9 protein-coding genes are annotated in these 15,429 nt (G+C 60.6%); 5 read left to right on the forward strand and 4 right to left on the reverse strand.

Annotation, left to right across the window (positions count from 1 at the left end):
- Positions 1 to 78 precede the first annotated feature (78 nt).
- From yidC to TERRO_RS21310, 5 genes are all read left to right on the forward strand, one after another.
- On the forward strand, positions 79 to 1,872 hold the full coding sequence (gene yidC / locus TERRO_RS21285) for a membrane protein insertase YidC (protein ID WP_014787783.1): 1,794 nt from the start codon (positions 79 to 81) through the stop codon (positions 1,870 to 1,872).
- Between the two features lie 105 nt (positions 1,873 to 1,977).
- On the forward strand, positions 1,978 to 2,529 hold the full coding sequence (locus tag TERRO_RS21290) for a Jag family protein (protein WP_014787784.1): 552 nt from the start codon (positions 1,978 to 1,980) through the stop codon (positions 2,527 to 2,529).
- 307 nt (positions 2,530 to 2,836) lie between these two features.
- Complete coding sequence (gene mnmE / locus TERRO_RS21300) at positions 2,837 to 4,216, forward strand: tRNA uridine-5-carboxymethylaminomethyl(34) synthesis GTPase MnmE (protein WP_014787785.1); 1,380 nt, start codon at positions 2,837 to 2,839, stop codon at positions 4,214 to 4,216.
- Positions 4,217 to 4,304: 88 nt separating this feature from the next.
- Complete coding sequence (locus TERRO_RS21305; protein ID WP_014787786.1) at positions 4,305 to 4,553, forward strand: hypothetical protein; 249 nt, start codon at positions 4,305 to 4,307, stop codon at positions 4,551 to 4,553.
- Positions 4,554 to 4,592: 39 nt separating this feature from the next.
- Positions 4,593 to 5,648 (forward strand): acyltransferase family protein, encoded by a 1,056-nt coding sequence (locus TERRO_RS21310; RefSeq protein WP_014787787.1) that lies wholly within the window; start codon positions 4,593 to 4,595, stop codon positions 5,646 to 5,648.
- A gap of 608 nt (positions 5,649 to 6,256) precedes the next feature.
- On the opposite strand, the gene uvrA is transcribed toward TERRO_RS21310, so the two are convergent.
- The 4 genes from uvrA to TERRO_RS21330 all read right to left on the reverse strand — a co-directional run bounded on the left by uvrA (position 6,257) and on the right by TERRO_RS21330 (position 15,306).
- On the reverse strand, positions 6,257 to 8,764 hold the full coding sequence (uvrA, locus tag TERRO_RS21315; RefSeq protein WP_014787790.1) for an excinuclease ABC subunit UvrA: 2,508 nt from the start codon (positions 8,762 to 8,764) through the stop codon (positions 6,257 to 6,259).
- Positions 8,765 to 8,874: 110 nt separating this feature from the next.
- Entirely contained in the window at positions 8,875 to 11,025 is a 2,151-nt protein-coding gene (locus TERRO_RS21320; protein ID WP_014787791.1) for a VWA domain-containing protein, read from the reverse strand.
- Positions 11,025 to 14,039 (reverse strand): carboxypeptidase-like regulatory domain-containing protein, encoded by a 3,015-nt coding sequence (locus TERRO_RS21325; RefSeq protein WP_245536166.1) that lies wholly within the window; start codon positions 14,037 to 14,039, stop codon positions 11,025 to 11,027. The genes TERRO_RS21320 and TERRO_RS21325 overlap by 1 nt, the downstream gene beginning before the upstream one ends.
- 64 nt (positions 14,040 to 14,103) lie before the next feature.
- Entirely contained in the window at positions 14,104 to 15,306 is a 1,203-nt protein-coding gene (locus tag TERRO_RS21330; RefSeq protein WP_014787793.1) for a TIGR03435 family protein, read from the reverse strand.
- Positions 15,307 to 15,429: the final 123 nt, after the last annotated feature.

The following is a 15,429-nucleotide window of genomic DNA, read 5'->3' on the forward strand; positions in this document are numbered from 1 at the left end:
ACGGGATAGTTTGCGCCAGTTATCATGGAAGATGGATAAATCCGGCGTGGCAGGGCTGCGCCTGTAGACAAGGAAACCGTGGCAGAGATTAAGAACCCCAATCAAGGAAAAGGCGGCACCAGCAACACCTCCTTCCTTGTCATGATGGTCGTGATGCTTGGCGTGTTTGCCGGGCTGCAGTTCTACCGCAGCAAGCAGAAGCAGCCGCTACAGCCGCCCACCGCGCAGACGCAGAGCCAGCAGTCCGCTCCCATCAGCGCTCCCACTGGAAGCAAGGCTTCGTTCAATGCAAACGCGGTGAAGGCGCCAGCAGCAAGCGCTGCGGCCGATGCCATCGCAGCCAGCGCAGAGCAGACCACCACCATTGAGAACGAACTCTACAAGATCACCTTCAGCAATCGCGGTGCGGAAGTTCGCAGCTGGATCTTGAAGAAGTTCAAGAGCCGTTACGGCGGCCCGCTCGACCTGGTCAACGCAGCCGCAAGCAAGGAATACGGCTTCCCGCTATCGCTGTACACCTACGACGCCGGCATGACGCGCGGTCTCCGCACCGCCCTCTTCGTACCCTCCGTCACCGGCAATCTGACCTCGCCGCAGACACTTACGTTCCGCTACCACCAGGGCAACGTCGATGTCACGAAGACCTTCCACTTCGACAGCACCTACGTCGTCAAGGCTGAGAGCACCGTCAAGGTAGACGACGCGCCCGTTCGCGCGCTGCTGTCGTGGCCCGCAGGCTTCGGCGATCAGGAGCAGGTAGGCGACTATAACTCCTCGCGCATCAACACCATGCGCAACGGTAAGAGCGAAGGCCTCGAGTTCAAGAAGGTCACCGGCGGCGAGACGCTGAACGCTCCGCTGCAGTACGCCGCAACGGACGACGCTTACTTCGTCGCCGCCTTCCTTCCGGACAACCCCGGCAGCGCAACGGCCGTGACCCTCCACAACACCATCGACGTCAACAAACTGATGAAGGACGGCAAGGTCTCCGGCAAGCCCGTTGACGTGCCCGTGGTCGGCGTGGCGCTCGGCGATACCGACGGCACGACCTCCACCCGTGTCTACGTCGGACCGAAGTCGGCTGAGGTTCTGAAAGCGATCCCGGTCTCCGGATCCTCCGATACCCTTGAGCCGCTGTTGGACTTCGGCTTCTGGGGACCGATCGCCAAGTTCCTCTTCTGGTTCCTGAACTGGATCCACGACCACATCGCCAGCAACTGGGGCTGGGCCATCGTGGCTCTCACCGTCGTCGTCAACCTTGTCCTGCTGCCCTTCCGCTTCCAGAGTCTCAAGAGCGGCCTCAAGATGCAGCGCATTCAGCCGCAGATGGACGCCATCAAGGCGAAGTACGCCAAGTACAAGGTGACCGACCCCAAGCGCGCCGACATGAACGCCGAGATCATGGCGCTGCAGAAGGACAACGGCGTCAACATGCTGGGCGGCTGCGTCCCCACGCTGCTCACCTTCCCGCTGCTCTTCGCCATGCTGGGCATGCTGCCCAAGGTCGTCGAACTGCGCGAGGCACACTGGTTCTGGCTGCATGACCTCACCGCCGCCGATCCGTATCACATCCTGCCCATCGTCATGGTGCTGTCGCAGTTCCTGACGCAGTTCTATATGCCGGCACCGGGTATGGATCCGCAGCAGCAGAAGATGATGGCCTTCATGATGCCGGTCTTCTCCGGCTTCATCACCTGGAACTACTCCTCTGGCCTGGCACTCTACTGGTGCGTCGGCAATCTCATGATGGTCGCTGCGCAGCTCGCCATGAACCAGACCAAGGAAGGTCGCGAGATGCGCGAACTCGCTGCCAAGCGCGCCCGCCGCAAGGTAGGCTCGCCGCAGGCCAAGACCATCCAGGGCAAACGGTAACGAAGAAAATAGCGCCGGCTGCAACCAATGCTGCAGCCGGCGCGTAATCCAAGAGACAAACATGGACGACAACCGCAGCCGCGGAGGCGATCCCCGGAGAGCAGTATGCAAGACCTGAAGACGGCCGCACAGCAGACACAAGACTTCCTCAAGATGCTGACTACCACCGGCGGCATGAAGCTTCGCTTCCGCATCACAGCCGGCGCGGGCGCAGCCGATCCCGATGGACTCGAAGACCGCCTGATCTACGTGGAACTGAGCGGTCCCGATGCGGACCTGCTGACCGCTCGCGACGGGGAAGTGCTCCGCGCTCTGGAACACGTCTGCGCCAAGATTCTGCGCCTCGAACCCGACGAACACGACCGCATCTCCTTCGACGCCAACGGCTTCAAAGCCGCCCGCAATCGCGTCCTGCTGGACACCGCAAAGGAAGGCATCGAAGCCGTCAAGACCAGCGGTCGCCCCTACTCCTTCGACCCCATGAGCAGCCGCGAGCGCCGCATGCTGCACCTCGCCCTCAAAGGCGCCGAAGGCATGCGCACCGAGTCCAGCGGCGAAGGCCCATCCCGCTTCGTCGTCCTTTACCCCGAAAACTGGCGCAACCGCGAAAGCGACGAACGAGCCAACAAAATCCGCGAACGCTTCCGCCGCCGCTAACACTTCGTGCCGTTCTCGACACGCTTCGCGCGTGTCAGTGCGGCTGCAAGATGCAGTGAAAGCCCGGCCTCGCGCCGGGCATCGCGCACATCCCATCCCCCGCCGAAGCTGTCATCCTGAGCAAAGCGAAGGGCCCCAGAACCGGGTGCCCCACCTTCGCGAAGCTAAGGTGGGAATTCGTGCGAAGCACGAACCGCTCACTCCGAAGCCGCCACAAACCCGGGTGCCCCATGTCTCGCACCTGAGACATGGGCCAGTGCCAAAGGCGCTCCCTCGCGCAAAGCGCGACAATCCATAGAATCAATCCATGACGGCCGCCAACCTCCTGGACGACACCACCATCGTCGCCATCGCGACACCTCCAGGCCGAGGCGGCATCGGCATCGTCCGTCTCTCAGGCCCATCAGCAATCGCCATCGCCCAAGAACTGCTCCCATCCCTCAAGACAGAGACCAGGCGCACAGCCCAATACGCCATCCTCCACGACGAAGCCGGAGCCCGCGTCGACGACGCAATCGTCACCCTCTTCCAATCACCCCACAGCTACACCGGTGAGGACGTCGTCGAAATCGCCACACACGGCTCCCCCATCGTCCTCGACTGGCTCGTACGTGCCTGTGTCCATCACGGCGCACAGCCAGCCCGCCCCGGCGAGTTCACAGAGCGCGCCTTCCTTCGCGGTCGCCTCGACCTCACCGGCGCAGAAGCAGTCCGCGACCTCATCGACGCGCAGACGCTCGGTCAGGCAAAACTCGCAGCACAACAGATGGGCGGCAGCATCGCCGCGGAGGTTCGGCCAACGAAGGAAGCTCTGGTCGCACTCATCGCAACACTCGAAGCCGGCATCGACTTCGCCGAAGACGACCTCGACACCTTACCCGCCGCCGAGATCGAGGCACGCATCGCAGCCATCGAACCCGCGCTGCAAGCACTGCTCGCCAGCTTCGCCCACGGACGCCTCATGCGCGAAGGCCTGCGCCTCGCAATCGTAGGCCGCCCCAACGCCGGCAAAAGCTCGCTCTTCAACCGCCTCGTCCAGCAGGACCGCGCCATCGTCACGGCCACGCCCGGCACCACGCGCGACGTCATCTCGGAACACATCAGCATCAACGGTGTCCCCGTCGAACTGCTCGACACCGCAGGCCTGCGCGAGACCGATGACGAGGCAGAGCGCCAGGGCGTCGCGCGCTCACGCCGCGCCATCGCAGACGCGGACGCCGTGCTCCTCATCCTCGACGCAAGCACGCCCACAGAAAAAGATCCCGCGCTCAACGAACTGCTCCGCGACAGGCCGGTCCTTGAAGTCCACAACAAGATCGACCTTCTGACCCGCGACATCAGCGCTTCAAACGAAGCCGTCGCACATACGCAGCGTCTCCCGGTCCGAACCTCTGCAACGACCGGCGAAGGGATCGCACGTCTACGCGAAGCGATCCTGACGATCGCGCGCGGTGAAGCGAGCACCCACAGCAGCGGAGCCACGCTAACCAACCTGCGCCAGCGCGAAGCCGTCGATCGCGCGCTCCAGGCTCTGCAGCGAGCACGCACCGCAGCCAACGGCACCCCACACGAGATGCTTCTGCTGGACCTCTACGAATCCCTGCGAGCACTCGACGAACTCACCGGCCAGACCACAGCCGACGACGTCCTGAACCTAATCTTTTCCAGCTTCTGCATCGGAAAGTAGAGAACCGTCCTCACTGGTCCAGAGAAGCTAGAGAGCATCAAGCCGTTTTAAAAGAGCCTCGTGAAGTACGCTGTCACAAGGGGGATGCATGATTGAAGTGCGTACTTGGGAAGAGTTTCGGAGGTCTGGATTGCTATGGTGGGTCAATCGCGGGCTGCATTTGTTCGGATGGGCTATCGTCGCGAAGGTAGAGGATGACGGCTCGATAAGCGCCATCTATCCAGCGCGCACACAGTATCGAGGTTTCGACTCGCAGGCAGAGGCGGAGGGCTTCGCAGCACTGAACGCTCATATGCTTGCTAACGCTGCTGCGCAGTTGGGCGTGACGAAAGAATAGCTGGTATCAATTCTCTGATTTGGGAGCTTACTAATTTCGATGCGACTTGAACGCTTGGATGGACTACGCACTATTGCTGTTGGGTTGGTTATTCTCCTACACCACTCCTTCGCACCTCTGGGCGGCGTCGGCGTTGATCTCTTCTTTGTGCTGTCGGGGTATCTGATCACCGGCATCCTGCGCCGCGCGCGAAACAAGGAAGAGTTCTGGGGTCCGTTCTATCTCAAGCGTGCCACCCGCATTCTTCCGCCGGTATTGATTCTCATCCCAATAGTCTTCCTGCTAACCCACAATGGAAAATTGTCCTCAGCCCTTGAATACCTGTTCTTCCTCGGCGGCGCGGATATCCTCGGCAAGAACTCGCTGCCGATCCTTGGCAACCTCTGGTCTCTGGCTGTCGAGGAGCACTTCTACCTGCTTTGGCCGTTCGCCGTCCGTTATCTGCCGAAGGCAAAACTGCGGGTCATCCTTGTCGGCATCCTCATCGCTGAACCCATCTTCCGCCTACTTGTCGTCCACTACATCAAGCATCCTGGCGACGTTACCTACTACCTCACGCCCTTCCGCCTGGATGGGCTGGCACTCGGAAGCCTGCTGGCCGTACTGCTGGAAGACAACGAGTGGAAGGAGCGCATCACGCGCTGGTCCTCTACCCTGGCAATCTCAGCCGGTGCACTCTATTCGGTCCTATACCTCGCCGACGGTGCTGACTTTCATCCGTTCTCGGATAGTGCGCTGTGGTGCGGATTCTCATACACCATCATCTCGCTCGCCATGGTTGGCGTGATTGCATATGTGCTGTTGCATCCGGGAGCGGTGGCAAGCCGTGTTGTTTCTTGGCGACCCCTTGTTTGGCTCGGCGCAATCAGCTATGGCCTTTACTTATTCGGCGGACTCATCGGCACGATCACGGCAAAGGCCCTGCACGCACCATTTCCCATCCCGGTAGCAACCCACCACAAGATGCTGATCTTCGATGTCCCGCTGATCATCATCGTGGCGTGGGCATCTTTCAAGTTCTATGAGCACCCGATTACCCTTTGGGGGAAACGGAAGGCGGACGGAAATGTTCGCAGTGAGACGGTAGCCGTTTAGCTCTGCAATCCCTTCAATAAGTCGATCAGGGAACCGAACGAAACTCGGAACAGTCGACGATGTAACCTACCAGCGCATCCCATTCTGGAGAGAACTCGTCGGGAAAGCGTCGAACTCACGGCCCCGAAGCCATACGTCGCAGCGCGTCGCCCTCAGGACAGATAACCTCTAGCGCTATCGAATGTAGTGGGGCGGACGCCCGATTAGCTGCCAGCGCTGTCGTTACCTTTCTTTAAGCGGCGAGGCACCGCGCGAAGGTAGGCTGTACACTCCGTCAGGCCACACTGTAGGGAGCTCCGAGAATGGGATCATCATCGCCGATCATCGGGGAGCTCAGGCGGACGCCCGTTTCAGGACAGCTCATGAAATCTCCTACGGCCAGATACACATGAGCCCTCTAAGCCTCAGAATGCGACGAGCCGCGAGACTTCTTCTCACGCTTCTTGGGCTTCTTCATCTTGGCACGATTGCACTGCGGACATCGGAACTTCCGCTTGCCGTGAAAGATGTGTCCCGAGATCTCACGCATCCGCACGCGGCATCGCTTGCAGGTCATCGCACTCCGCCGGGCGTTCTCACCTCAACACTCATCGATCGCGCACGCTGTTCTATCCGTTCCGAAACTTCGCAAGAAACGGCGCCGTCTTGCCGCCCTTGTGCGACGCCACGTGGGCGGGTGTTCCCGCCGTGACCACCTTGCCGCCCTCATCACCCGCGCCCGGACCGATGTCGATCACCCAGTCGCTGCTCGCCACAACATACATGTCATGCTCCACAACGACGACGGTGTTGCCAGCGTCTACCAGGCCATCGAGCTGTTTCATCAGCCGCTCCACATCCGAGGGATGAAGACCCGTGGTCGGCTCGTCCAACACATACAGCGTATCGCCACGCTGCGGCCGCTGCAGTTCCGTGGCAAGCTTGATGCGCTGCGCCTCGCCACCGGAAAGCTCCGTCGCAGGCTGACCAAGCCTCAGATAACCCAGACCAACCTCCAGCAGGATCCGCAGTGCGCGCTCGATCGTCGTGTCATCCTGGAAGAATGCATGAGCCGCTTCGACGGTCATGCCAAGAACATCTGCAATCGTCTTGCCGCGGAGCATGACTTCGAGCGTCTTCGCGTTGAAGCGAGCGCCATTGCACGTGGGACACGGCGAATACACGCTGGGCAGGAACAGCAACTCCACACAGACGAAGCCCTCACCCTGGCACGTCTCGCAGCGGCCCTTCGCCACATTGAACGAGAAGCGACCCGCATCGTAGCGCCTCGAACGCGCCATCGGCGTCGCGGCATACAGCTTGCGCACATGGTCGAACAGCCCTGTATACGTCGCCATATTCGATCGGGGCGTGCGTCCGATGGGCTTCTGATCCACTTGCACCAACCTGCGAATCTTCTCCTGACCACCCGCAAGCCGTCCGCCCGTCGTCACCGGCGCGACCTCTGCAGAAGGATCATCGTCAGGCTCCGGCGCATCCAGCGACTGCCCCAGGTGCTCGCTCATCAACTCGACCAGAGCCTGGCTGATCAGCGTCGACTTACCGGATCCGGAGACACCCGTAACGGAGGTGAAGACACCCAGTGGCAATGCCACATCCAGTGCGTCGAGATTGTTGCGAGTGACACCCTCCAGCCGCAACCAGCCCACCGGTTCGCGCGGTGTACGCGGCTGCGCATGAAAGCGCCCAAAGACGTACTTCGCCGTCTCAGAGTTCTTCACATGCGTCAGGCCATCCGGCTTGCCGCTGTAAAGAATCTCGCCGCCATTCGTTCCCGCGCGTGGGCCGACGTCCACAATCCAGTCGGCATGCTCAATCACATCAACCTCATGCTCCACCACGAAGAGCGAGTTACCCGCCTGCTTCAGCGAATCCAAAGCCTGCAGCAGCGTCCGGGTATCGGAAGGATGCAGCCCCGCCGATGGCTCATCCAGCACATACACCACGCCAAACAGGTTGGAGTGCAACTGCGTTGCAAGCCGCAGCCGCTGCAACTCGCCCGGCGAAAGCGTTGGCGTGCTGCGTTCCGGTGCAAGATACCCCAGGCCAAGATCGATCAACACATCCAGACGCGACACGATGTCCTTCGTGATCGTCTTCGCCGCCAACACCTTCTCAGGCGTGTGCGTCTCGTCCGAAGCCTTGCCCGTCGCAAACGGCGCCAGCAGTGCGCGAATACTCTTCATCGGCTGATTGCCCATGTCCGAGAGATCCAGCCCCGCGAAGGTCACATCCAGCGCATCAGATCGCAGCCGCTTGCCATGACACATGCTGCATTCGGTGCTCAGCATGTAGGCAGACACGCGCTTCTTCATCATCGCGGATTGCGACTTCGTGAACGTCTCCATCACGTAACGACGAGCGCTGGTAAAGGTGCCCTGATAACTCGGCTCCATCTTCGCCTTGAGCGCGCGCTTCGTCTCAGCCGGAGTCAGCCCCGCATAGACCGGCACAGTCGGCTGTTCTTCGGTGAACAGGATCCACTGCCGGTCCTTCTTCGGAAGATCCTTCCACGGTCGATCAACGTCATAGCCCATCGTTACCAGGATGTCGCGCAGATTCTGCCCCTGCCACGCCGTAGGCCACGCGGTCACAGCACGTTCGCGGATGCTCAGCGAAGGGTCATGCACCATCGACTCTTCCGTTGCGTCATAGATGCGACCAAGCCCATGGCACACAGGACACGCGCCCTCGATGCGGTTATACGAAAAAGACTCCGCATACAGCATGGGCCGATGCGGCAGGTAATGCCCGGCACGCGAGTAAAGCATCCGAAAGAGATTGGAGAGCGTCGTGACGCTGCCAACCGACGACCGCGTCGTCGGCGTGCCGCGTTGCTGCTGGAGCGCAACAGCCGGTGGCAAACCATCGATGGAGTCCACCGCAGGCACACTCAACTGATGAAACAGCCGCCGCGCATACGGCGACACCGACTCCAGATACCGCCGCTGCGCCTCCGCATACAGCGTGCCAAAGGCAAGCGAAGACTTGCCCGATCCCGAAACCCCAGTAAAAACCACCAGCGCATCGCGCGGGATATCGACGTCAATGTTCTTCAGGTTATGCTCGCGCGCACCACGCACCTGCACAAAGCCGTCTTTATGTTGGCTGCTCATACCCCATCGGATGCAGGCAGGTTGGCTCGCGAAACAGTAGCGGCGTCACCCACGCCGAAACGGCCGCAAATGTACGCCCGTATCGATGCCCTGATCGCACGAAGAAGCGATCAGTTCACCAAAGCCATCTGTCCCTGCCAGAACGCAGCCCGATTCCCCGCAGCATCCAGCACCGTAACCTGGCACTGATACTCACCCGCCGCAAGACCACCCAGCGGCACCGTGAACGACAGCGGCGTCACCCCAAGCCGCGAAGTCGCAATCGGTGTACTCGCAATCCCCTGCCCCTGGTAAGCCTTCTTGCCATCGCGATACAGCGTGACGTACGCCACAAGATCCTTCTTCCCATCCGTCGCAATGGCAGGCGCACCAGCCGCCGCCGCAGGCGTCGTGTAAGCCTGCAGAAACACATACAGATCACGATCGTTACGAAACACCCGCGTAACACTCGGGATCAGCTTCGCACCGTTCTCCACCAGCGGATTCGCCGCATCGTTCCGCGCCTGCTCCTTGCCATGCGCCGCGTTGAACAGCGCTGCATTCACATCCGAACGCTGGCTGCTCAACACAACCGAACTGATCGGAACGCGCTCAATCACCTTGTTCAGATTCGGGATCACAAACGTCGTCTGATACGTACCAATCCGTCCCGTCTCATCATCTCGCGCCAAAAACTTGATGCTGTAACGACCCGGCGAAAGTGTAAAGCCCGCGTCATACTCAACCGGCCGCTTGGACAGCTCCGCAGCGGTCGCATCGCTCAGCTTGATGTTCACGTTGTCACGCACGTTCGACACCGTCATGCCGCCGGCAAGGTCCTTCACCTCGCAGACAAAATCAATCAGCGTATGTTCGCCGCCAAGGCGTTTCGCCAACGCAAGCTCCCGCCCCGGGATCTTCACCGTAATGGGCACGTAGTACTCCGCACGATTCAACTGGAAGTAATTAATCTCCATCGCAATCGTCAAGTCCGTAACAGGATCCTCAAGAGCAAGCGCGTCTTCCAACTGCCGCTCTTTCTCAGTCCCGTTGAACTTACCGAACTCCTTGCCCGCGTAATATCCCTGGCGATAATCCAGCGTGGCATTTGCAATACCGTCCGCCGTAATCTTCACCTTGCGGAAGCGCCCATTCTGCACGGTGTTCGTCGTGTAATAACCCACAATGTAGTAATCCGAAACAGCATGCTGCGCATTCACAATCCCGCGGGTCAGATCGTTGTTATCGATCAGCGCCTTGCCGCCCGTATCCGCAGCCAGCGCATACAACGTGTCCTGCGACTTCTGAAAACGATCCGTCGTCGCCAGCGCGGCCGTGCCGTTATACATACCCGCATTCCCCGGCGAACCCTGCGTCGCATCACCCATCGGCGCCATCGCCACAAGCCCTCGCGCATCAATCGGCCAGAACGAAACGCCAGCACGCACCGCCGCATCGACCGTCGCATGCAACTGCGCCTGGTTGTCATTGCCATTCAGCCGCAGGCCGCTTGCAAAGTAAAGCAGCGTCTTCTTCTCATTCATCGCGCCCAGCATGCGCGCAGCCGTCTGCAGCGCGCTCAGCTGCCGGTCCGTATTGAAGATGTTGAACTCGCCGGAGTCCTGTCCAAACGCCGCGCCCGTATCCGCACTGCTGGCATCATCCGACGACTCAACATTGCCCTGCCCTTCCCCAACAACCATCGTCTCCAGAATGCTGAGCAACTTATTGCGGTCATCGCTGAAGTCCTGCAATACATCCACAGACCCGCCACTGTAACGCAGAATGGAAACCAGGTCCGCCGCCGTCATCTGCGTCCGGATGAACTTCTGCGCAGCCACCAGCGCACGCTCCTGGTCCTCCGGCCGCATCGCCGTCATGTCGAAGTACATCGCCATCAACCGATGATCTTTGTACTTGTTGCCCTTCGAACTCTCCGGCGCAATCGACGTGCGCGCCAGCCTCTTGTAAAGCGTCAGCTTCTCATCGTCGGCGCTCTGCGGCGGCAGCGGCTCCGCATCCACCGGCAGCGATTGATGCTCAAACAGCCGAATCGTCTGCGGCGTGCCATCCTCGGTAATCGTGAAGTCCTTCGCAGACAGCCCGGGAATAAACTTCCCGCCCTTGTCCTTGATGACCACCGTCTCCACCACCAGTTGCGACTTCACACTCAGCGTGTAAGTCCCATCCTTGCCGGCAGGTTGATTCGTGCCAATCGTCTGCCCGTGCATGGGAGCAATGGCAAGGGCAGCGAGAGCGAATTGCAGAAGGCGTGTGCGCATCAGAAACGGAGCCTCCCCGTAAGCTGCATCGTTCGCATGTCATTCGTATTGACCGGCAGACCGAACGTCGTGCTGTTCGTGATGTTGCTCCACATCGTGTAGACCGGATGATTCAGCAGGTTTTCCGCATCCATCCGCACATCCAGATTCAGTTTGTCGCGCACACGGAAGGTTCTGGCAAGCGAGCTATCCAGTGAGAACTGACTCGGCCCCACCATGGAGTTACGCCCCGCATTGCCCCACTGCCCTGCGCCGGGTGTCGCGTACGCGGCCGCGTTCAGGTGATACCCGTTGATGTCCTGATTCACCGGCACACCAACATTGCGATTCGCACGCAGCGTCCCCGTCACACCCGTCCCCGGCACCGCGGCCAGATACACCGGCGTCTCCGGCAGTCCGGTACCGGCTGAGATCTTCGCCGACACCGTCCACTCCTTCAACAGCCGCCCACTCCACCCCGTCATCAACGTCCCCGCATGCATGCCCATGCCGCTCGTGTACTGCACCTGTGCCGAAAGCAGGTGACGCTGATCGAAGCTGGAGTTGCTACGCTCCGCCCGCAGGTCGCGCCAGTTCTGCGCCGTCACCGATGTCAGAACGCTGCTCGTCGTCGTGCTGTCGTTGCTGGTCGATCCCACCACGTGCCCTGCACCGCCGAGCTCGGAATCGTTATCGATCGAGTGCGCGTACGTGTAATCAATCTGCGCCGCAAGGCCGCTGCGCAGACGACGCCGCAACTGCACCTGCGCAGCATGACGGATGGAAGCGCCATTCGATGTGCGATAAACAAAGCCCGTCGGACACTGCGGGCAGGGGTTCGCGCCACCAATGGGATACGTGTTCGGCAGAAACTGCTGCGGTCCGCGCGTCCCCTTCACGCCGCTATACGTTCCCGTAAGCACCATCGATCCGGGCAGGTCGCGCTGCACGGAAAGATTCCAGACCTGCGCGTAGCCCACGCGAAAGTTCGGATCGATCGCAAACGTGTTCGCCGTCGTACCCGCGCAGTTACGAAATCCATTTGCCAACGTCAGCGGACAAGCGCTGCTGTTACTCACACTCACACTCTTCGACAGCGGCGACTGCTGCGCCATCTGCTGCACAGACGCAAGATAGACCGACGTATCCACATAGATGCCGTAGCCTGCACGGATCACCATCGTCGAAGTAGGATCCGGTCGCAACGCGATCGAGACACGCGGCTGAAACTTACGGCGATCCGGCCGCACCAGCGACGACGGATAAACAGTGCCAGTAAGTGATCCCGTCGGATCGTTGCCAAGTACCGGCCTCACGGCTGCAAAGCCCGGCGCGATATCCAGATTCACCAGCCGCCCAAACAGTTCTGACATCGGCGCGCCATAGTCCCAGCGCATGCCCGCGGTGATCGTCAACTCCGGCTTCAGACGCCAGTCATCGGAGACAAAGCCGTCCAGCACCGTCTGCCGGAAGTACTTGTCGGCATTGCCGAAGGCGACGCGGCTTGCATCCGGCACACCCAGCAGAAAGTCCGCAATGTCCGATCCGCCATTGGCCGTGTTGCCCCGTGTCGCCGCGCCGGTAAAGGTGAACGAACCCCGCGGATTCGACTGCTGCAACTGGTTGTAACTCTGTCGCCGCAGGTCGCCGCCAAACGTCGTCACGTGACGGCCATGCGTCCACGTGGCACTCAGCGTAAGTGCATCCGTCCGGTTGCGGTTGAAGGCACTGATGCCATCCGAGAGAGGATAAATACTCGAGAACACCAGGTCAGGCGGACCGTAGTTCCTTGGGTCCTGTGCGTTACCCGTAATGCCTGCGGCGCCCGACACATTTTGACGATTCTGAAAGTACGGCAGCACATCCGTCCGCAATCGTGAGAAACGATATCCCGTATCCAGCAAAATGTGGTGCGGAAAGCGATGCGACCAATGAACATTCGTGTCGATCCCAAGCGTCTTCGTGGCATCCCGGAAGGCGAAGAGATTCTCCGTATCACCCCGCAGATTCTTCAAGGCAAAGCCGCCATAGACCTGGTCGCGCTTGCCGATGCTCTTATCCAGCTTCAGCTGCATCGTATCGGCGTGCGTCGCGTTCAGCACCTGCGTCTGGTAGTTATAGCGAGTGCTGCCTGCCAGGTTTGGCAGTGGATAGAGTGCCAGCAACGCGCGCGCCTGCGCACTCACCGGCAGCACACCGGTCAACGGATTCCCCGTAATCGGATCGTTCACCGCAACGGCATTGCCCTGCGCGTCGAGCGTGCCACGCAGATCGCCGTTCCGCTGCGCCGCAGTAGGCACCAGTCCCGAGATCGTGGAAGCCTCGCGATTGCGCGTCCACTGGTATGCCAGAAAGAAGTTGGGCCCATGCCGCATCAGCGGCGGTATATTCAGCGGCCCGCCCAGCGTCGCCACAATGGTCACACGGCTATAGTCGCCCTTGGGTGTCGGCAGGCCGGTCAGCGAATACGGCCGCGCGTCGAAGATGGATTGACCAACGATGGCGCCGATACTGCCGTTGTAAAGGCTCTTCGAGTTCGCGCGGCGATTGCCGAAGGCCGGCGCCAGGTTGTACTTTGATGTCGCCGCATTGCTCTCGCTGCCGCTGATCAGCAGCGCATCGGCACTCTTCGCAGCATTCTCGTCCACAGGTGCAGCCGCACTGGCCGCCGTGTCGGTCTTCGCCTCCGTCGCGGTGGGCTTGGCCGCGACACGCGGTACAAGTGCCGGAGCAACGATCGTCCGCTGCCGGCTCGCAGCAGCCAGGATCTCTGCCAAAGGCAGCATCTTCAGATCCCAGCGGCCTGCAGGCGTTGCAGCGGCAATCGCCACATCACGATCCACCGCTCCAAAGCCCGGCATCTCCACGCGCAGATGCCACGCGCCGTCAGCGATGTCGGCAAACTGATACACGCCCTGCTCGTCCGTCACCGTCGCCAGCGTCTTGCCATCGCGGGTTGCGGTCACCGTCGCACCAGGAACCGGCACCGTGCCAAAGAAGACGCGGCCATGATGCTCCGCAGCTCCTGCAGCCATGGCAGGCAGCAGCGCCAACGCACACACTGCCCGCCACTGTTGTCTTCTACGCCATTGCTGCATGCTAGTTTTCGCTCGGCTTCTCAACGTGGTCCAGCACCATCACATCTACCTTCGTCTTCGTCGAATCGAGCTTCAGGCCCAACTGCTCCTGCACGGCCTTGTAGATGGTGGGTGGGAGCTCCACTCCATCGGTCGGTGGTGGCGGACTTCTCATACTAGCCGGAGCACCGGGAAACTGCGTCTCATCCGGCGTCCACTTCAGGACGAAGTCCCAACGGCCTTCCAATCCCGTCTTGTTCACAACCGGCCGATCAAAAACGCTGTTCTGAATCATGCTTGTGAAGTCCGTCATGGTGGCGTTGGTCACGCGCAACTTACCCACGCCAGTGAAGAATAAACCGGGCAGCGTGCCTCCGCTGGTGTTCCTTTCCAGCTTCGGGACACCAGGGCCAGCAGAGAGAACATACGCCGCCATCTCGTGCTTATCTGGGTGAAACTTCAGGGCAAAGCGGTCGGCGACCAGCTTCTTGATCATGTTCTTTAACTGCACATCGTTGGGCTGCCCCTCTACGTCGGGCGTAGCGTTCAGGTCAAACTTATCGGTGGACACCCACGCGGGCGCGCCAACGATCTGTTTCTGCTGCACGTCATAGGCGAAGGCAATGACCTCGGCCAATGTTGTGTTGATGGTGAAGAAGCGCCGCCCGGTGACGCGGATGCCCTTGCCCTGCGTGTTCGGGTCGCTCGGCTTCACCGTGGCAATTTCGAACGTTGGATCAGCCTTCGGATCCATAGGCGGAACGCGCGCCGGCGGTGCAGGGATGTTCCACGCCGTCTCCGGTGTAGCACGCACGAAGACCACAGGTCCGGCCGGATTGTCTCCCCGCGTGAGGGTTCCCGTAAGGGTCGTTCCGTCGGACGACATCTTCACGTCGATGGTCGCGTCCATCACATCCACCCCGAGCTTCAGCGCGTTGCCCGCATAGCTGGTGCTCTTGACAGGGATCGGCTGAGCGCCCTGGTCGGCGTTGAAGATCTGCGTCTTCAGTGTGCCGTTCGGCTGCTTTTCGATCTTAAGCACCATCCGGAGATCGCGGCCAAGATGGACGGTGCCCTGCCAACTATCCACGATGTCAGTCTTCGTTGCGGACGCAGCCTGGGCCACGGCAAGCTGCGGTAAAAGCACGCCAACACAGGGCACACTCGCCGTGAGGAGACATACGACTACAGAACGGCTAAGCCGTCGCTTCCAAACCAACGCCATACGCGCCTCCGGTGTTGCCGTGAACGAGTGGGTGTGCAGTTGCTATGTAACCACTGGACGCTGAGGATGCCAAAGCGTCATCGGAAAGTACGGCGATTGCAGATTTTTTGTTCCGTGAAGACT

It is taken from the genome of Terriglobus roseus DSM 18391 (assembly GCF_000265425.1).
In the GTDB taxonomy this organism is placed as follows: domain Bacteria; phylum Acidobacteriota; class Terriglobia; order Terriglobales; family Acidobacteriaceae; genus Terriglobus; species Terriglobus roseus.